This is a genomic window from Nocardioides cremeus (genome assembly GCF_030518195.1).
Classification (GTDB): domain Bacteria; phylum Actinomycetota; class Actinomycetes; order Propionibacteriales; family Nocardioidaceae; genus Nocardioides; species Nocardioides cremeus.
Window position 1 is genome coordinate 348,891 of record NZ_JAULSC010000001.1, and the last position, 16,406, is coordinate 365,296.

17 protein-coding genes and 3 tRNA genes are annotated in these 16,406 nt (G+C 74.6%); 7 read left to right on the forward strand and 13 right to left on the reverse strand.

Features of this window, described 5'->3' with window-relative positions:
• Positions 1–220: 220 nt before the first annotated feature.
• From QWJ41_RS01640 to QWJ41_RS01660, 5 genes are all read right to left on the reverse strand, one after another.
• The gene (locus QWJ41_RS01640) at positions 221–2,686 is read right to left on the reverse strand and encodes a hypothetical protein (RefSeq protein WP_302705405.1); all 2,466 of its coding nucleotides are present in this window, start codon (positions 2,684–2,686) and stop codon (positions 221–223) included.
• Between the two features lie 11 nt (positions 2,687–2,697).
• Positions 2,698–3,606, reverse strand: a complete 909-nt coding sequence (locus tag QWJ41_RS01645; protein WP_302705406.1) for a hypothetical protein — start codon at positions 3,604–3,606, stop codon at positions 2,698–2,700.
• A 154-nt stretch (positions 3,607–3,760) separates the two neighbouring features.
• Positions 3,761–4,783 (reverse strand): CNNM domain-containing protein, encoded by a 1,023-nt coding sequence (locus QWJ41_RS01650; RefSeq protein WP_302705407.1) that lies wholly within the window; start codon positions 4,781–4,783, stop codon positions 3,761–3,763.
• Positions 4,780–6,204 carry a hemolysin family protein gene (locus QWJ41_RS01655; protein ID WP_302705409.1) on the reverse strand — a complete coding sequence of 475 codons (1,425 nt, stop codon included), beginning with the start codon at positions 6,202–6,204 and terminating at the stop codon, positions 4,780–4,782. Before QWJ41_RS01655 ends, QWJ41_RS01650 begins: the two co-directional genes overlap by 4 nt.
• Before the next feature lie 57 nt (positions 6,205–6,261).
• The gene (locus QWJ41_RS01660) at positions 6,262–7,056 is read right to left on the reverse strand and encodes a TspO-related membrane protein (RefSeq protein ID WP_302705411.1); all 795 of its coding nucleotides are present in this window, start codon (positions 7,054–7,056) and stop codon (positions 6,262–6,264) included.
• 145 nt (positions 7,057–7,201) lie between these two features.
• Here QWJ41_RS01660 and QWJ41_RS01665 point away from each other — a divergent pair, with 145 nt between their 5' ends.
• The 3 genes from QWJ41_RS01665 to QWJ41_RS01675 all read left to right on the forward strand — a co-directional run bounded on the left by QWJ41_RS01665 (position 7,202) and on the right by QWJ41_RS01675 (position 9,130).
• A complete protein-coding gene (locus QWJ41_RS01665; RefSeq protein WP_302705412.1) occupies positions 7,202–7,630 on the forward strand; it encodes a CBS domain-containing protein in 429 nt (142 codons plus the stop codon).
• A 103-nt stretch (positions 7,631–7,733) separates the two neighbouring features.
• Positions 7,734–8,435, forward strand: coding sequence for an ANTAR domain-containing protein (locus QWJ41_RS01670; RefSeq protein ID WP_302705413.1), 702 nt, complete (start codon positions 7,734–7,736; stop codon positions 8,433–8,435).
• On the forward strand, positions 8,432–9,130 hold the full coding sequence (locus QWJ41_RS01675; RefSeq protein WP_302705414.1) for a GAF and ANTAR domain-containing protein: 699 nt from the start codon (positions 8,432–8,434) through the stop codon (positions 9,128–9,130). The genes QWJ41_RS01670 and QWJ41_RS01675 overlap by 4 nt, the downstream gene beginning before the upstream one ends.
• 1 nt (position 9,131) lies before the next feature.
• Here QWJ41_RS01675 and QWJ41_RS01680 read toward each other — a convergent pair whose 3' ends face one another.
• Positions 9,132–9,872, reverse strand: coding sequence for a GAF and ANTAR domain-containing protein (locus QWJ41_RS01680; RefSeq protein ID WP_302705415.1), 741 nt, complete (start codon positions 9,870–9,872; stop codon positions 9,132–9,134).
• A 206-nt stretch (positions 9,873–10,078) separates the two neighbouring features.
• On the opposite strand from QWJ41_RS01680, the gene QWJ41_RS01685 reads away from it, so the two are divergent.
• Entirely contained in the window at positions 10,079–10,816 is a 738-nt protein-coding gene (locus QWJ41_RS01685) for a helix-turn-helix transcriptional regulator (protein WP_302705416.1), read from the forward strand.
• Here the strand turns inward: QWJ41_RS01685 and QWJ41_RS01690 are convergent.
• The 4 genes from QWJ41_RS01690 to QWJ41_RS01705 all read right to left on the reverse strand — a co-directional run bounded on the left by QWJ41_RS01690 (position 10,779) and on the right by QWJ41_RS01705 (position 13,663).
• The gene (locus QWJ41_RS01690) at positions 10,779–11,516 is read right to left on the reverse strand and encodes a GAF and ANTAR domain-containing protein (protein WP_302705417.1); all 738 of its coding nucleotides are present in this window, start codon (positions 11,514–11,516) and stop codon (positions 10,779–10,781) included. The genes QWJ41_RS01685 and QWJ41_RS01690 overlap by 38 nt on opposite strands.
• Complete coding sequence (locus QWJ41_RS01695; protein ID WP_302705418.1) at positions 11,513–12,298, reverse strand: sigma-70 family RNA polymerase sigma factor; 786 nt, start codon at positions 12,296–12,298, stop codon at positions 11,513–11,515. The genes QWJ41_RS01690 and QWJ41_RS01695 overlap by 4 nt, the downstream gene beginning before the upstream one ends.
• Positions 12,299–12,520: 222 nt before the next feature.
• Positions 12,521–12,594 (reverse strand) — tRNA-Phe (locus QWJ41_RS01700).
• 34 nt (positions 12,595–12,628) lie between these two features.
• Positions 12,629–13,663, reverse strand: a complete 1,035-nt coding sequence (locus QWJ41_RS01705; RefSeq protein WP_302705419.1) for a LacI family DNA-binding transcriptional regulator — start codon at positions 13,661–13,663, stop codon at positions 12,629–12,631.
• A 131-nt stretch (positions 13,664–13,794) separates the two neighbouring features.
• Between QWJ41_RS01705 and QWJ41_RS01710 the strand changes: the two genes are divergently transcribed.
• The 3 genes from QWJ41_RS01710 (at position 13,795) to QWJ41_RS01720 (ending at position 14,494) form a co-directional block, all read left to right on the forward strand.
• A tRNA-Glu gene (locus QWJ41_RS01710) sits at positions 13,795–13,867 on the forward strand.
• A gap of 107 nt (positions 13,868–13,974) precedes the next feature.
• Positions 13,975–14,051 (forward strand) — tRNA-Asp (locus QWJ41_RS01715).
• A 68-nt stretch (positions 14,052–14,119) separates the two neighbouring features.
• Positions 14,120–14,494 carry a metallopeptidase family protein gene (locus QWJ41_RS01720; protein WP_302705420.1) on the forward strand — a complete coding sequence of 125 codons (375 nt, stop codon included), beginning with the start codon at positions 14,120–14,122 and terminating at the stop codon, positions 14,492–14,494.
• 16 nt (positions 14,495–14,510) lie between these two features.
• Here the strand turns inward: QWJ41_RS01720 and QWJ41_RS01725 are convergent, their stop codons facing one another.
• The 3 genes from QWJ41_RS01725 to QWJ41_RS01735 are packed head-to-tail and all read right to left on the reverse strand — an operon-like array spanning position 14,511 to position 16,217.
• Positions 14,511–14,843 carry a CrcB family protein gene (locus QWJ41_RS01725; RefSeq protein ID WP_302705422.1) on the reverse strand — a complete coding sequence of 111 codons (333 nt, stop codon included), beginning with the start codon at positions 14,841–14,843 and terminating at the stop codon, positions 14,511–14,513.
• Positions 14,840–15,247, reverse strand: coding sequence for a CrcB family protein (locus QWJ41_RS01730; protein ID WP_302705423.1), 408 nt, complete (start codon positions 15,245–15,247; stop codon positions 14,840–14,842). The genes QWJ41_RS01725 and QWJ41_RS01730 overlap by 4 nt, the downstream gene beginning before the upstream one ends.
• A 52-nt stretch (positions 15,248–15,299) precedes the next feature.
• The gene (locus QWJ41_RS01735) at positions 15,300–16,217 is read right to left on the reverse strand and encodes an ATP-binding protein (RefSeq protein ID WP_302705425.1); all 918 of its coding nucleotides are present in this window, start codon (positions 16,215–16,217) and stop codon (positions 15,300–15,302) included.
• Positions 16,218–16,406: the final 189 nt, after the last annotated feature.

Sequence of the window (16,406 nt, forward strand, 5' to 3'; positions counted from 1 at the left end):
CCCACGATCAGGGTTGGGGGTCCGTCCGGGCGCCCCGCACCCCGTCACCAGGAGGAACCATGAACACTCGCACCATCGCCATCGCCGCTCTCGTCATCGCCATCATCATCCTGCTCTTCCTGGTGCTCTGACCGGCCGAGCCCCGACACGACGGGCCCCCACCCCCGCGGCGTACGCCGACGCCGGGGCGGGGGCCCGTCGTCGTCCCGGGTGGTGCCGCTCAGGGCGTGGCGCTGACCGAGGGTGACGCGGACCCCGAGGACGCCCCGGCCGGCGACGCGCTGCTCGACGGGCTCTTCGACGGGCTCGCCGACGGGCTCGCGGAGCCGGTGCTCGACGGGCTCGATGACGCGCTGGCCGACGGGCTGGACGAGGGGCTCGAGGAGGGACCGGTGCTCGACCCCGCGCCGGAGCTGCCCGTCGGACTGCCCGAGGGGCTCTGCGTGGGACTGCTCGTCGGACTGCCCGAGGGGCTGCCCGTCGGACTGCCCGAGGGGCTGGCGCCCGGAGAGGGTGAGCCCGACTCGGAGCCCGGGACCAGCGGCCCCTGTTCGGCCTCGATGACCGCGACGATCTGCTGCTCGAAGCTGGTCAGCTTGGCCCGGATCTGGTCGAGGGGCACCGACCCGATGTCCTGGCCGAAGGTCACCGCGTCGGCCCAGATCCGCTCGATCTCGGCGGTGGACTCGGCGCTGAGCGGCCCGTCGAGGGTCACGAACAGCTGCACCGCGGCCGAGAAGGTCAGGCAGCTGGTGCAGTCGTAGTTCACGGAGACGGCCGTGTTCTGCGGGACCGCCACGTCGGCCTCGCCGACCACGAGCACCACCTGGAAGGCGACCGCGACCGCCGCGCAGCGCTGGCAGCTGGCCGCGGCGTAGGCCTCGTTGGTGTTGGTCAGCGGCTCCTCGCCGTCGGCCCAGACCAGGGCGAAGGCGACCGAGTAGGCGGCCGTCTCGTCGGTGGTGTTGACCGCCAGGGCCTGGTTGTCGCCGGCGTCGGGCGCCAGCGGCTCGTCGAAGGGGAAGATCCAGGTGTCGCTGCCGGCCTGCTCGACGTCACCGGTCTCGAGGTCGTCCCCGGGTGCGGTCGCGGTGCCACCGGGGGCACCGGCGGTGCCGACGGCGCCGGTGGTGGGCACGAGCACCGCGGCCAGCGTGGGCCGCTCGCGGGTGGGTGCCGCCGCCCCCTCGGGCAGGTAGATGGTGCCGTTGCCCCGGGCGCCGACCTCGTAGCCGGTCGGCGGGCGCACCAGCGTGGCCACGTCGCCCAGGGTGCCGCCCTCCCACGCCTGCACCGGCCGGTAGCGGTCCTCCTGCGGCCACCAGGCCCAGGCCAGCCCGGCCGCCAGCGCGAGGGCGACCAGGATCGCCAGGCCGCGGCGCAGGGGGCGCCCGGAGGTACGCCGCCAGGTGGCGGTGCCGACCTGACGCAGCACCCGGGTCAGCAGGTAGCCGATGGCCAGCACCGGCAGCGCGACCACCACCATCGAGACCGCGTGCCCGGCCGACTCCAGCAGGGTCGGGTCGCCGGTGGCGCCGCCGAGCATCATCCGGCGCTGCGCGTCGGCGGCCGCGAGGGCGGTGCCGACGATGCGGGGCAGGGTCAGCACCAGCAGCACCACGACACCGAGCAGCACCGGCACGACGGTCAGCACCCAGACGGTGACGACCGCGCGGGCCCAGGTCTTCAGGTCGCGGGCGGCGGGCTCGCTCGCCCGCCAGGGCACCAGCGCGCGCAGGGTGGGTCCGATGCGCTGGAAGAGGTCGGGCACGCCGGTGAGGTCGGCGAGCACGTGGTAGCCGTCGAAGCGCACCAACGGGAGCAGCTGGCGCAGCATCTGCAGGATCTGGGTGGCGACCACCAGCAGCACCGCGTCGGAGCCGCTGGCCCACCACACGCCCATCGTGGCCACCACCACGATGGCGTTGAAGTAGAGGCCGCCGAGGTCGGTGCGCAGCCGGCCGGCCCGGCCCAGGCGGTAGGAGTCGGTGACGTCGGTGTAGAAGGCCGGCCAGACCAGGTAGAGGCCGGCGCCCATCACGCCCGGGTCGGCCCCGCCGCGGCGCGCGGCCGCCGCGTGCCCGAACTCGTGGAAGCCGCCCGAGAGCACGGTGACGGCCAGGACCGCCAGCAGCAGCCCCGGGCGGGCGAAGGCCTCGTGCGTGGCCGAGGCCAGCCCCTTGACCACCAGCACCCACACGGTGATGGCGGCGAAGCCGAGCACGACCGGCAGCACGAGGGCGGGGTGGAAGAGACGCGCGAACGGCGTCGCGAGCCGCCGGGTGCGCTCGGGGTCGGTGACCGCGACCTTGAGCCGCAGCGCCAGCAGCGGGTTGCTGCGTCGCACCACGGGCTCGGTGCCGTCGGGACGCACCGCCAGCCCCAGCTCGCGCAGCTTGTCCACCAGCGCCGCGACGTTGTCGGCGCTGACCGGTCGCCCGGTCGTCTCGCGGACCCGTCCTGCGACCTCGTCGAGGCCACGCTGCCCGTCGAGGGCGTCGAGCACCGCGTAGAGCAGTGGCGTGAGCTGGACGGTCTGGCCGTCGGAGCGCCGGGCGAGCGCCGGAGGGGTCCGGTAGCCGGACCCCTCCATCTCGCCGATCAGGCGCACCCCGTCGGCGCGCCGCAGACCGGCCGCCGAGTCGGCGAGCGCGGTCTGCGGCGGCGGGTCGGTCTGCTGGGTCACCGGGGTGCGTCTCAGGGCTGCGAGATGTCGGACGACTGGTCGGAGGTCGCCTCGGCCGCACCCTCGATGTTCTGGTTGATCACGGCGTCCTGCTGGGCCAGGGCGACGGCCTCGCTGTCGACCGAGCCGACGTTGGCGGCCACCGCGGCGTCGATCGGCGCGGCCACGTTGGCGTTGGCGGCCACGGCGCCGTTGATCGGGGCCGCGAGGTTGGCGTCGGCGGCCAGGTCGACGTTGACGTCGAGCAGGTTGCCGTCGGCCAGGTCGCCCACGGACGGCGCTCCGCTGGTCACGCCGCCCACGGCACCCCCGGCATCGCCCACGGCGCCCCCGGCGTCGCCGACGGCACCGCCGACCGTGTCGCCCAGGCCGTCGGTGGCCCCGCCCGTCGCGCCGCCGGTGGCGCCGTCCACGGCCCCGGTCGCACCGTCGACGGCACCGCTCGTGGCGCCCGCGGCCCCGTCGGTGACCCCGTCGGTGGCTCCGCTGGTGCCGCCGACCGCGTCAGGGGCGGTGGGGGTGGTGGACTCCTGCCCGGTCGGGTCGCCCGCGGCGGTGGTGGCCGGGTCGTTGCTCGCGGAGGCGTCGGGCGAGGCGCCCTGCTCCATGGTGCTGTCCTGGGTGGCGTTGGCGATCGCGTCGGCCTCGACGTTCTGGTTGATCACCGCGCCCTGGTCGGCCATCGCCTGGGCGGTGGAGCCCTCGGAGAGCACGTTGGCGCCGACGGCGGCGTCGATGGGGGCCGCGACGTTGGCGTTGGCCGCCACACCGAGGTCGATCGGGGCGGCCGCGTCGATCGCGAGGTCGAGGTCGGCGTTGAGGTCGAGGATCGAGACGACTTCCTTGTCGGGCAGCGCCGCGCCGGTCTCGGCGGCCAGCTCCTCGTCGGTCAGTCCCTGCGGTGCGCGGTTCTCGCTCATCTGGCGTCTCCTCGAGTCGGGTGGGTGCACCGTCCTCTGCCCACCTGGCGCCAAGGTAAAACGCGTGTGCACCGAGGCGATCCCCAAACCACCCGCCCGGGTAGGCCGACGTGCTTACCACCGGCGGTGCGCGCCGCGGCCCCCGGGCCGGGGCCTAGTCGGAGACGACCTGCTCGGCCCGCGCCGTCGCGGGCATCAGCCGCGAGAGCAGGTCGGCGATGGTGACCACCGCGGGCGAGGCGCCCTCGCGCACGACCAGCGCGATCTGGGTGCCCTGCTCGCGCAGCTCGGAGAGGGCCTCGAGCACGGTCGTGCTCCCGTCGAGGCGGTGCAGGTCGCGCACGAAGGGGTCCACCGGGTCGTCGTCGCCGGCGGTCAGGGTGTCGCGCACGTGCACGACGCCGGTGGGGGCGTGCCGGTTGCCGACCAGCACCCGCAGGTGCCCGGAGCTGCGGGCCTGCTCGTGCACCTCGGCGACGCTGGCCCCGCTCTCGACCACGACGAGGTCGCGGTCGCCGACGACCTGGTCGACGGTGGCGCGCGAGGTCTCCAGCGCGCTCACCAGCTGCTCGGAGGAGCCGGCGTCGAGCTCACCGGTCTCGGCGGAGTGGCGCACCAGCTCGCGCAGGTCGTCGGGATCCTGCTCGATGGCCACCTCCGCCTTCGGCTCCACGCCGAGGCGCTGCACCAGCCGGTTGGCGGCCTCGTTGAGCAGGTGCAGCGCCGGGCGGAAGGTCCACATGAAGCCCCGCATCGGCAGCGCCAGCAGGGTCGCGGAGCGCTCGGGGTGGCTGATGGCCCACGACTTGGGCGCCATCTCGCCCACCACGAGGTGCAGGAAGGTGACCAGCAGCAGCGCCAGCGCGAACGACGCCGGGGCGGCGGCGTACGCCGGCAGGCCGACCTGCTCGAGCACCGGCTCGAGCGCGTGGTCGACGGCCGGCTTGGTCACCGCGCCGAGCGCGAGGGTGCACGCGGTGATGCCGAGCTGGCTGCCGGCCAGCAGCAGCGGCACCTCCGAGGCGCTGCGCAGCGCGGCGCGGGCCGAGCGGCTGTCGGCGGCGGCGGCCTCGAGGCGGGTGCGCCGGGCGGCGATCACCGAGAACTCGGTGGCCACGAAGAAGGCGCTCGCCGCGATGATCGCGATGGTGACGGGAATGGCGGCCAGACCGGTCATCGGGCGCCCTCGCTCTCGGTGCTCGGCTGGTCGCCGGGGGTCTCGGGCTCGCTCGTGCGCAGGGCAACGGCGAGCTGGGTGGGCACGTGCCTGGCGACCTCGAGCACCTCGACCTCGAGGTGGCGACCGGGCGGGTCGTCGTCGTGGGCCAGGTCGGCGGGGTCGTCGGGCAGGGCCACCACGACGCGCTCGCCCCGGTCGGGCAGCGCGCCGAACGCGGAGATCACCAGGCCGCCGAGGGTGACGTAGTCGCCCTCGGGCAGCGCCACCCCGATCTCGCGCTCGACCTCGTCGAGCGGAGCGTCGCCGCGCACGCTCCACCGGCCGTCGGCACCGGGCGGCACCAGGTGCGGCGCCTCGTCGACGTCGTGCTCGTCGGTGATCTCGCCGACCACCTCCTCGGCCAGGTCCTCGACCGTCACCACGCCCACGAAGCCGCCGTACTCGTCGACCACGCAGGCCATCTGGTCGCCGCTGCGCTCCATCGCCGCCAGCGCCGCGGGCAGCAGCATCAGGCTCGGCACCACGGTGGCGGGGCGGGCCACCTCGGCCACCGGCCGGGTGGCGGCCGCCTCGTCGTCGCCGACGCCGTGCAGGGCGTCGAGGACGTCGACGAGGTGGACCACGCCCACGACGTCGCCCTCGTCGTCGAGCACGGGGTAGCGCGAGTGGCCACCCTCCATCGCGTCGCGGACCTCGGCGAGCGGGGTGTCCTGGGAGATGACGTCGACGCGGGAGCGCGGCACCAGCGCGTGGCCGACCGGGCGCTGCGGGAAGTCGAGCATCCGGTCGAGGACCAGGCTCAGCTCGGGCGGCAGCTCACCGGCGTCGCGCGAGACCGTGACGATGCGCCGCAGGTCGTGCAGGTTGGCGGAGTGCTCGACGTCGTGCACCGGCTCGATGCGCAGCACCTTGAGCAGCGCGTTGGAGGCGGCGTCGAAGACCCTGATCAGCCAGCCGAAGGCACCCATGTAGAGCAGCGTCGAGCGCGAGAGGCGCTGGGCGACCGGGTAGGGCCGGGCGATGGCGAGGTTCTTGGGGAACAGCTCGCCGAAGAGCATCTGCACGAAGGTCGAGAGGACCAGCACCAGCAGGGTGCCGGCCAGGATGCCGGTGGCGGCGGGCACCCCCACCCCGCCCAGGACCTCGCCGATGGCGGTGCCCAGCACCGGCTCGGCGACGTAGCCGACCAGCAGCCCGGTCACGGTGATGCCGAGCTGGGCGCCCGAGAGCATGAAGGACGTGCGGTCGGTGATGCGCAGCGTGCGGCGCGCGGCCTTGTCGCCGCGCCCGGCCATGGCCTTCAGGCGCGACCGGTCGACGGCCATGTAGGCGAACTCCTGGGCCACGAAGTAGCCGTTCGCCGCGATGATGACGGCGATCAGCAGGGTGCCCGCGACCAGGGTGAGGGCGACGTCCATGCCTCCACTGTCGCAGCCGCGCGCCGCACCGTGGGGGTGGGCGAGGCGGGCAGGTCCTCAGCCGGCCCGGCCGCGAGCGCTCGCTCGCACGGCCACGAGGGTCGCGAGCAGCAGCAGGCCCGAGACCACCGCGGTGACGAGCACCGCGGTCGTGCCGTCGCCGGCGGCCGTCACCCCGATGCCGAGCATCGCCCAGGCACCTGCCAGCGGGTAGGTGACGACGGCGCCGGTGAGCACGGTGACCACCAGGAGGGCCAGTGCCGACAGGGCCAGTGCGACGACCTGCCACCCGGTGTCGCGCACCGAGAGCGGGCCCACCTCGGCCAGCGCCGTCGAGACGTTGAGGAAGACCGCCGCGGTGACCCAGCCGGCGTACAGGCCCACGGCCGCCCGGCTCAGCAGCCGCAGCCAGTCGGGGCCGCCGCGCAGCGTGGCCACGGTCAGCACGGCGAGCGTCGCCGCCACGGCCATCACCACCAGCACCGCGGCGGTGGCCAGCACGCTGTCGACGCCGGCCACCGCGATCCACACCGCGCCGCCGACGTACAGCACGAGCTGGGCGACCTGCAGCCGGCGGCTGGTGTGCTCGGCGCCGGCCGCCAGGACCCCGATGGCCTGGGCGATGGCCAGGGCGTAGATGACGCCCCAGATCGAGAACGCCCAGCCGGCCGGGGTGATCAGCAGTTCGGGCCCGGAGCCGGCGTCGGGGGAGGAGCCGGGCCCGTTGAGGGTGATCGCGGGCGCGACCACCTCGAGGACCGCGGCGGCCAGGACCGCCCAGGCCAGCGCGCGGGTGCCGGGGGTGCGGGCGGCGGACGGTGTCGTCGAGGACTGCTGCGCGGTGCTGGGCATGGCCCCGACGCTAGGCGCGGTCAAGCACCCCTCTCACCACCCGGTCGGGCGGCTGCGCCACGGATGCGGCATGGCCGAGCGAGTGCGCGGGTACCGGGACCGCCGACCGACCGGACCCGCCGGCGGCGCGAACCGAGGAGGCAGGATGACCACTGCACGCGAGCTGATGACCCCCGACGCCCACTGCGCGCGGACCGACGAGACCGTGGCCACGGTGGCCGCCCGGATGCGCGACCTCGGGGTCGGCTCCCTGCCCATCTGCGGCGAGGACCAGCGCCTGCACGGCGTCGTCACCGACCGCGACATCGTCGTGGGCTGCGTGGCCGACGGCAAGGACCCCTCGCAGGTGCTGGTGGCGGAGTTCTGCGGGGAGGAGCCGGTGACCATCGGGGCCGACGACGACGCCAGCGAGGCGCTGCGCACGATGATGGACCACGACGTGCGCCGGCTCCCGGTGATCGACGGGCACGAGCTCGTCGGCATGCTCAGCCAGGCCGACGTGGCGCGCGCGATGCCCGAGGACGAGGTCGGCCGGATGCTGGCGGCGGTCTCCGCGCCGCCCTCCAACGCCTGAGGCGCACCGGGCGTAGGCTGGCGGTGTGTCGGACGCCGTCCGACCCGTCCTGTCCTGTCCACGCTCGTCCCGGCCCACCGGGGCGGAGACCGAGGTGGTCGCCGTGTCGCAGCATGCGCACCTGCTGGTGCAGCTGACCCGGCTGCTGGCGCGCCAGGAGCTGGCGGGGGCGCCGCTCTCGATCCGCCTGTGCACGGCCTACGTGAGCCTGGCCCGCGCCGAGCGGGGCGCGATCTCGTTGGGTGCGCTGGGCGACGAGCGCGCCCTGCTGTGCGCCACCGACGAGTCGGCCGCGCGCTACGAGGACGCCCAGGACCTGGCGGGGGAGGGCCCGACCCTGCAGGCGCTGCGCACGGGGATCGTGGCCTCGGTCGACTCCGACGAGGCGCACGTCCGGACGTGGCCGCGGCTCTCCGGGCTGTCCCCCGAGCACCCCGCCCACGTGCACGCCCTCCCGATGCGCCCCGACGGGGTGGTGGTCGGCGTCGTCACAGTGCACTTCGAGGAGGCCGGGGTGCTCGACGAGGAGCAGGAGAGCCTGCACTTCCTCGGCGACGCCGTCGGTGCCGCGTGTCTGGGCCAGGCGGCGTACGACGACGACAGCCGCGGCCTGTGGTCCGAGCGTGACCGGGTGGCCCAGGCCACCGGCGCGATCGTGGCCCAGCTGAGGATCGGCCCCGCCGACGCGGCGGCCATCCTGCGCGCCCACGCCTTCGCCCACGACGCCAGCGTCCACGAGGTGGCGCGCCGGGTCGTGAGCGGCGAGCTCGACTTCAGCCACGACCCCCACGGAGGTCCCCGATGAGCGACACGACCGTGCGGCACGCCCTCAGCGGCGCGGCGGCCGCGCTGACGCGCGGTCCCGAGGACGTCACGGACGCCCTGGCGACCCTGGTGGCCGACTGCGCCGCCGGGCTGGGGGCTGCGGCGGTGGCGGTGATGACGCGCGACGGCGACGACTCCCGGGTGGCGCTGCTCAGCGCCACCTCGCACCGGGCCGCGGAGATCGAGATGCTGCAGATCCAGCACGACCGGGGTCCGTGCGTGGAGTGCCTGCGCACCGACCGGATGGTGCGCGCGAGCGGCGAGGAGATGGTCCGGCGCTGGGGCGAGGTGGGGCACGGCATCGCCGCGGCGGGCTTCGGGTCGGTGGTGGCGTTCCCGATGCGCTACCGCGCCACGACCATCGGCGGGTTGAACATCTTCCACGCCGAGGGCCGTCTGGCCGCGGAGGACGAGGAGATGGTGCAGGCCGTGGCCGACATGGCCACGCTGCTGGTGGTCCACGCCCGTCCGGTGCCCCGGCACCACGTCGACGGACTGGTGCATGACGCGCTGCGGGCCCGTGAGGTGGTGGAGCAGGCCAAGGGCGTGCTGGCCTACCTCGAGCGGGTCGACATGGCCACCGCCTATGAACGCCTGCTGGAGCGTTCCCGGTGCGACGGCACCACCTTGACCCGCACCGCGCTCGACGTGGTCGCCCAGGCCCAGCGGGGCTGAGTCAGTCCGGTCCCTTGTCGTCCTCGGGGAGCGCGCGGGTGGCGACCACGATGCGGGCCACGTCGCGCAGCTTGGTGTTGGTGCGGCTGGAGTAGCGGCGCAGCAGCTCGAAGGCCTGCTCGTGGCCGATCTCGTAGCGCATCGCGAGGATGCCCTGGGCGACGCCGATCTCGTGCCGCGACTCCAGGGCCGTGCGCAGGTCGGTGACCAGGCGCGCCTGGTTGAGCGCGGTGGCCGCGTGCGTCGCGTAGATCTCCGCGATGTCGAGGGCGTCGTCGGTGAAGGCGCGCGGTCGGCGCGAGTAGAGCCGTAGCGCGCCGATCTCCCTGGCCTCGGTCTGCAGCCGAATCGCCAGGACCGAGCGAAAGCCCTGGTCGACGGCCGCCGCCGACCAGTCGGGCCAGCGACGCTCGTGGCGCAGGTCGTCGGACAGCAGCATCCCGCTGTCGCTCCCTGGCCAGGACGGGCCGTCGCCGTCGCCATCCAGCATCCGCTCGAGCAGCCCGAGCGCGGGCGTCGTGACGGCAGCCGGCACGGCGTCGCGGCGCCGGCGGGCGACGGTGATGGCGCCCTCGTCGCAGCCGGGGACGATCTGCACGGCCCGGCGCACGACGCGCTCGAACGTCACCGGTTCGTCGCCCGAGCTGAGCAGGCCCTCGCTGATGCGGGCGAAGTAGGCCGCGTAGATGCGGTCGTGGTGGCCGGGCTCGCCCGGACCCGGCGGTGTGGAGGCTGCAGACATGGGCCCTGAGGTGCAGGAGGACTCCGTCTTGCCGTGGTCTCCAGCAAGAGTTTCGAGGAGATAGTAAGCCGTGCTCCTGGGCGATCGCGCAGGGACCCGGCGTCTCGGGCGTGATGGTGCAGGTCACACTCGCGGGGCCCGAGCGCCAGGCATGCGCCTAACGGCAGGGGGGTACGGGGGCGACCTCACTTCCCGGGAGGTACACCATGACAACCGCCAGCCTCGCCCCGACGCCGCGTCCGGCCGACGACGGCGTCAGGATCGCCGTGGTCGGCCAGTCCGGGCTGCTCACGCACGGTCTGCGCGCGCTGCTGGAGCCGTTCGTGCCGACGGCGCGCGTCGACGTGCTCGACGCGACCCTGTCGCTGCAGGCGCCCCGGCCGGTGGTCTTCGAGCCCTCGGCGCCGATGAGCAGCGACGACCGGGCGCTCCTGCGGCGCGTCGTCGACCGGGGCTGGCTGCCGGTCGCCTACGTGTGGCCGGGCGAGCAGGGACGGCGGGCCCAGGTGCCCTGCCCCGCGGTGGGAGTGTCCCGGGCGCTGGGTGCACAGGAGCTGCACGCCGAGCTGAGCCGGCTGGCGCACCGGATGGTCGGTCTGGTCGACGTCCCGCCGTCCCGCGAGGCGGACGGGCCCTCGGGGGTTGGCGAGGGGCGCGACGAGACGCTGCGCTCGGTGGGGCCGTGCGCGGTGCCGGTGGAGCTGAGTGCGCGGGAGCGCGAGATGGTCGAGCTGATCGCGCTCGGGCTGAGCAACGAGGAGATCGCGCGGCACTGCTACGTCACGGTCAACACCGTGAAGACGTTCATCCGCTCGGCCTACCGCAAGATCGGTGTCACCCGGCGCACCCAGGCCGTGGCCTGGGCGCTCGAGCACGGGTTGGTCGACCCGTCGGCGGCCACGGGCCTCAGTGCAGCAGCGCCGCGGGGAGACCGCGCTCGCTGAGCACCTGGCGGGCCACGTCGCGCAGCTTGGTGTTGGTGTCGTTGGAGATCCGTCGCAGCAGCTCGAAGGCCTGCTCGTAGCTGATGTCGTAGGTGACGGCCAGCACGCCCTGCGCCACACCGATGTCGTGGCGCGACTCCAGGGCGGTGCGCAGCCCGGTCACCAGCCGGGCCTGGCTGAGCACGCTGGTGGCGTGGATGGCGTAGATCTCGGCCAGCTCCACGCTCTCGTCCCCGAAGGCCTTCGTCGTGCGGGAGTAGAGGTTCAGGGCGCCGATGTTCTCGACCTCGGTGTGCAGCCGGATGCTGAGCACCGAACGCACCCCTAGCCGGGTGACGGAGTCGGCCCACGCGGGCCACCGCTCCTCGTGGCGCAGGTCGCCGGAGACCAGGGTCGTGGCGTCGGAGCTGCCGCGGGCGGAGTCGAGGCAGGGGCCCTCGTCGAGCTCGTACTGCAGCCGGTCGGCCTCCTGGGCCAGCTCCGAGGTCGCGGCCACGGTGCTCTCGGAGCTGCGCCCCCGGCCGCGCAGGGTGATGCCCGCACCCTCGCAGCCGGGGACGACCTCGCGCGCCCGTTCGACGACGCGCTGGAAGGTCAGCGGCGTGGAGGGGTCGCCCAGCAGGCCCTCGCTGATCCGCGCGAAGAGGGCGGCGTACGCCGTCTCGCGGGTGTGCGGGCCGAGGGTCCCCCCTGGAGTCATGCAGCGATGTCCTTTCTCAGCTTCTCGAGGATGCGGGCCAGCAGCCTCGACACGTGCATCTGGGTGATGCCGAGCTCGCGCCCGATCTCGGCCTGGGTGCGGTCCTCGGCGAAGCGCAGCTGCAGGATGCGCCGCTCCCGCTCGCCGAGGCGACGCATCGCCGGCGCCAGGAGCAGGCGCATGTCGCTCGCCTCCTCCTCGTCGTGCTCGTCGACCATCATGTCACCGAGGGTGGTGGTTGTCTGCCCGTCGAGTGGCTGGTCGAGCGAGGTGGCGGCGAAGCACCCGTCGGCACGCTGGGAGTCGTCGTAGTCGCTGCCGTCGAGGCCCGTGTCGGCCAGCACCTCCAGGCGCGAGGGCTCGCGTCCCAGCTGCACCCGGAGCCGGTCGCGCGACTGGGCCACCAGCCGGCGCGCGTCCTGCACGCGCCGCGGCGGGCGCACCGACCAGGCGTGGTCGCGGAAGTAGCGCAGCACCTCGCCGCGGATGGTGGGCACCGCGAAGCCCAGCAGGTCGTCGCCGGCCTCCGGGTCGAAGCGGCGTACGGCGCGGACCAGGCCCTCGAGCGCGATCTGCTCCAGGTCCTCCCAGGCGACACCGCGGTCGCGGTAGCGGGCGGCGACCGCGGTGGCCACGCCCCGGTTGAGCAGCACCACCTGGTCGAGCAGCGCGTCGCGGCCCGGACCGGGCGGCTGGCTGTGGGCCTCGGTGAGCAACCTGGCGGTCGCCGTGCGGCGACGCTCCCTGGTCATGGTCGTGCTGAGGGGGGAGACGTTGTTCATGCGTGGCAACCCGTCGATGGGAGGTGCCTGCCCCGCCGTGGTCTCCAGCGAGGGTCTTTGCCCACCATCCCATCGCGGTCCTCACCCCACAAGTAGCGCCTAGGGGTGAGAGGCGGGCCGGTGCGGAGTGCGGGCCGTAGGGGTCGGGGCGCGTCGACGCGAAGAGCCCCCGTCGCTGGGCGACGGGGGCTCTCGCTGCAGGTCAGAGCCCTGCGGTGCTCGTGGGCAGGGGCGGGGTCGAACCGCCGACCTTCCACTTTTCAGGCGGACGCTCGTACCAACTGAGCTACCTGCCCGAGCGCGGTCACCTTACCGCAGCGTCCCGGGACGTCACGAATCGGTCGGGGGAGGGGCGGTGCTGCCGCGCACGACGAGCGAGGTCGGCATCACGGTCCGGCTCGCGCCGGCGCTGCCGGCAGGGGTGTCGGCGGCGCGCGCGGCGGCCATGACCTGCAGCAGGCCGGCCACCGCGAGCCGGCCCTTCTCGGTGACGTCCTGCGCCACGGTGGTCAGCGCCGGGGCCAGCGAGGTCGCCAGCGGGCCGTCGTCGAAGCCGACGACGGACAGGTCCTCCGGCACCCGCAGGCCCAGCGCCTCCGCGGCGCGCAGGGCCTGGGCGGCGAAGGCGTCGGAGAAGCACAGCAGCGCCGTGGGCCGGTCGGGGCGCTCCAGCAGCCGCAAGGCAGCGTCGTACGCCGCCTCCGGGGGCCGGAACGCCGCGCCCGCCTCGACGAGCGCGGCGCCGGCCGGCTCCAGCACCTCCGCCCAGCCGCGGGCGCGCTCCAGCGAGGGCGGGCTCGGCGGGTCGAGGTTGAGGGTCGCGATGCGCCGGTGCCCCAGGTCGAGCAGGTGCTGCGCGGCGGCCCGGGCCCCGGCGAGGTCGTCGACGTTGATGCTGGGCACGTCGGGCAGGGGGTCCTGGTCGACGGTGAGCAGCGGCAGCTCGCGGCGGCGCAGCCACTCCACGTCGGGCGAGCCGGGCTCGCTGACGTGCACGAGCGCACCGTCCATCGGCACGTCGCGCGCCGGCACCACCTCGCCGCCCACCCCGGCGACGATCAGGGTCAGCGCGAGCCCGTGGTCGGAGAGGGCGTCGGCGACCGCGACGAGGAACTCGGTGCCGACCGCGTCGCGCACGTTGTCGCCCAGCCGCCCGGTGACGAGCAGCCCCACCGTCCCGGTGCGGCCGCGGGCCAGGGCGCGTGCAGCCGGGTCGGGCCCGGCGTACCCCTGCTTCTCGGCGGTGGCCAGGATGCGGGTGCGCAGGTCGGCGCTGAGCTTCTCGGGGCGGGAGAAGGCGTTGGAGACCGTCATCCGGCTGACCCCGACCTCGTCGGCGATCGACTGGAGGGTCGGCTTCGCCATGCGGACCCGTCCCTTCCTCCTCGGCGCGCGCCCACCGTGCGGGGGCGGGCCCAGCCTGCCAGCCGTCCCGGGCCGGTCGCGAGCCGACGCACGCGGGCGCCGGGTGCTCGCGTTATGCTCGGCCGCGTCCTGCCCCCATCGTCTAGCGGCCCAGGACCCCGCCCTTTCACGGCGGTAGCACGGGTTCGAATCCCGTTGGGGGTACTGCTCAAGGCCCGTCACACGGCTCCACCGCCCTCGAATTGGGTGTGGTCGCGGTCGTGGGTTAGGGTTTCGACGCTTCGCCGGTGAGGTTGACCGGCACGAGCGATGGCCCCGTAGCGCAGTTGGTTAGCGCGCCGCCCTGTCACGGCGGAGGCCGCGGGTTCGAGTCCCGTCGGGGTCGCCAGCACGAAGCACGAGAGCTCCGGACCGTCACGGTTCGGAGCTCTCGTGCTTCTCGGGCACGATGGAGCGGTGCCACTCGACCCGCTCGACCCCCTGGTCACCGACCCGGCGCGCTTCGACGCGCTGGTCGAGGCCGCGCTCGACGAGATCCCCGAGGAGCTGGCCTCGCTGGTGCGCAACGTCGTGGTGCTCGTCGAGGAGGAGCCGCCGCCCGAGGAGCCCGACGACCTGCTCGGGCTCTACGACGGGCTGGCGATGACCCAGCGCGACTCCTGGGCGCCCGCGGCGCTGCCCGACCGGATCTTCCTGTTCCGCGGCCCGCTGCTCGACTTCTGCGACACCCCCGAGCAGCTGGCCCACGAGGTGCGGGTCACCGTGGTCCACGAGGTCGCCCACCACTTCGGCATCGACGACGCGCGCCTGCACGACCTCGGCTACGCCTGAGCCGGCCGGTCGCACCTCACAGGCGGGCCCCGACGACGAACCCCAGGGCGCAGAGGGCCAGCGAGCCCGCCAGCGTCACCAGCGCGTACGCCGCCCCTCGGCGACCCAGGTCGTGGGTCTGCACCGCGAACGAGGAGTAGGTGGTCAGCGCCCCGCAGAACCCGGTGCCGAGCAGGGCCAGGGTGTGCCCGCCCAGGGCCAGGCCGAGCAGCAGCCCGAGCAGCAGCGAGCCGACCAGGTTGGCCAGCAGGGTGCCGCGCGGGGACGCGGCCGAGTCGAGGAGGGCGCCCAGGCGCCAGCGCAGCGCCGCACCGCCCGCGCCGCCGAGGGCGACCAGCAGCGGCGTCACCGGTGCTGCTCCTGCGGCCAGCGGCGCCGCGCCAGGGCGACCGCCGCGAGCGAGGCGCCCAGCGTCAGCACCACGAGGGCGGCGGCTGCCGGCACCCGGCCGGCGTCGAGGAGCGACCGGGTCTGCTCCGAGGCCGCCGAGAGCGTGGTGAAGCCACCCAGCAGGCCCGGCCCGAGGCCCAGCTGCAGCAGCGGCGTGCGGCGTACGACGCGCAGCGCGGGGAGGGCGGCGAGCGCGAAGGAGCCGACCACGTTGACGACCGCGGTCGCCACGACGAGCGCGTTGCCGGTCGTGACGACCTCGCCGACCGACCAGCGCAGCAGTGCTCCGGCCGCGCCGCCGGCTGCGACCGCGGCGAGCGCAGCGGGCCCGGCGCTCGCGCCGGTCGGGGGGTGCGGGCTCACCCGCCGACCCTAGTGCGCACCGACTGCCGGCCCGAAGCAGTGCGGGCGTGGGTCAGACGCCGGAGTGGGTCTCGTGGGACCAGGGGACCGGCTGGTCGCCCCGGGCCTGGCGCACGAACTCGCCGAGGTACCACTGCTGGAAGCGTCGCTCCTCCTCGGAGCGGGCCAGGGAGAGCAGCCGCTGCTGGCGGCAGAACGCGTCGGCGGTGTCGAGCAGCTCGATGAAGTGCTCGGTGGTGTCGGCGCTCGAGCGCGCGACCACCACCTCGATGTCGGCCGTGACCTCGTCGTGCGACTCGGCGAGGGCGACCGCATCGGCGCCGAGGCCGTGGCGCAGCTCGCGGTCGACCTCGGAGAAGAGGTCGGAGAGCTCCTTGGCGATCGGGTAGTCGGACTCGTGGGCGAGCGCCAGCAGCCGCACCTCGCGGCGCAGCTCGCTGAAGTGGCGCTGGAAGGCCTGGTGCAGCTCGACGGGGACGTCGCCGACGCGCACGGTCACCGGGTCGGCGGGCGGCGCGACGGGCTGCTCGTCGAGCCCGGTGATGACGCCCTGCACGCCCTCGTCGTCGGCGAAGCTGGCCGCCGGGGCGAACCAGACGACCTTGCCGTCGGACTCCATCTCGGCACCCCAGGCGTCGGAGGAGCGCGCCACGATGCTCAGGCCACGACCGAAGGTGAGCAGCAGGTCGTCCTCGTCGCCGTCCTCGGGCGGCGCGGGCAGCACCGGCCGCTCCCGCGAGGCGTCACGGACCTCCACGCGGGGGTGCTCGCGGGTGCCACGCACCCGGACCCGGATCGGTGCCTCGCCGTGCAGCAGCGCGTTGGTGACCAGCTCGGAGACGCCCAGCTCGGCGCACTCGGCCAGCTCGGGCCGGTCGATGTCACGGCAGGTGTCCACGACCCAGCGCCTCGCGTCCTGGACGCTGCGGGGTCCCGCGCCCAGCAAGAGGGCGGGCCGGTTCAGCGGCACGGGCGGACTCCCACGGTGGACATCAGGACAGGCGGTGGCGACCGCTCTGGTGCCCGCTTACCCACCCGGGCTCCGGGACAAACGGCAGGTACGAGCATTTTCACCTACGTCACCGGGATGTGACCGACCATACGGATGGTGGAGGGGGCGGTGCTGGTTGAGACGATGGTGGACGGGGCATCGGGGATG

Coding starts and splice junctions, on each gene's coding strand:
- QWJ41_RS01650 (WP_302705407.1), bottom strand. CDS start 4,783: ATGACCGGTCTGGCCGCCATTCCCGTCACCATCGCGATCATCGCGGCG.
- QWJ41_RS01690 (WP_302705417.1), bottom strand. CDS start 11,516: ATGACTCCAGGGGGGACCCTCGGCCCGCACACCCGCGAGACGGCGTAC.
- QWJ41_RS01680 (WP_302705415.1), bottom strand. CDS start 9,872: ATGTCTGCAGCCTCCACACCGCCGGGTCCGGGCGAGCCCGGCCACCAC.
- QWJ41_RS01685 (WP_302705416.1), top strand. CDS start 10,079: ATGACAACCGCCAGCCTCGCCCCGACGCCGCGTCCGGCCGACGACGGC.
- QWJ41_RS01655 (WP_302705409.1), bottom strand. CDS start 6,204: ATGGACGTCGCCCTCACCCTGGTCGCGGGCACCCTGCTGATCGCCGTC.
- QWJ41_RS01695 (WP_302705418.1), bottom strand. CDS start 12,298: ATGAACAACGTCTCCCCCCTCAGCACGACCATGACCAGGGAGCGTCGC.
- QWJ41_RS01645 (WP_302705406.1), bottom strand. CDS start 3,606: ATGAGCGAGAACCGCGCACCGCAGGGACTGACCGACGAGGAGCTGGCC.
- QWJ41_RS01665 (WP_302705412.1), top strand. CDS start 7,202: ATGACCACTGCACGCGAGCTGATGACCCCCGACGCCCACTGCGCGCGG.
- QWJ41_RS01705 (WP_302705419.1), bottom strand. CDS start 13,663: ATGGCGAAGCCGACCCTCCAGTCGATCGCCGACGAGGTCGGGGTCAGC.
- QWJ41_RS01660 (WP_302705411.1), bottom strand. CDS start 7,056: ATGCCCAGCACCGCGCAGCAGTCCTCGACGACACCGTCCGCCGCCCGC.
- QWJ41_RS01675 (WP_302705414.1), top strand. CDS start 8,432: ATGAGCGACACGACCGTGCGGCACGCCCTCAGCGGCGCGGCGGCCGCG.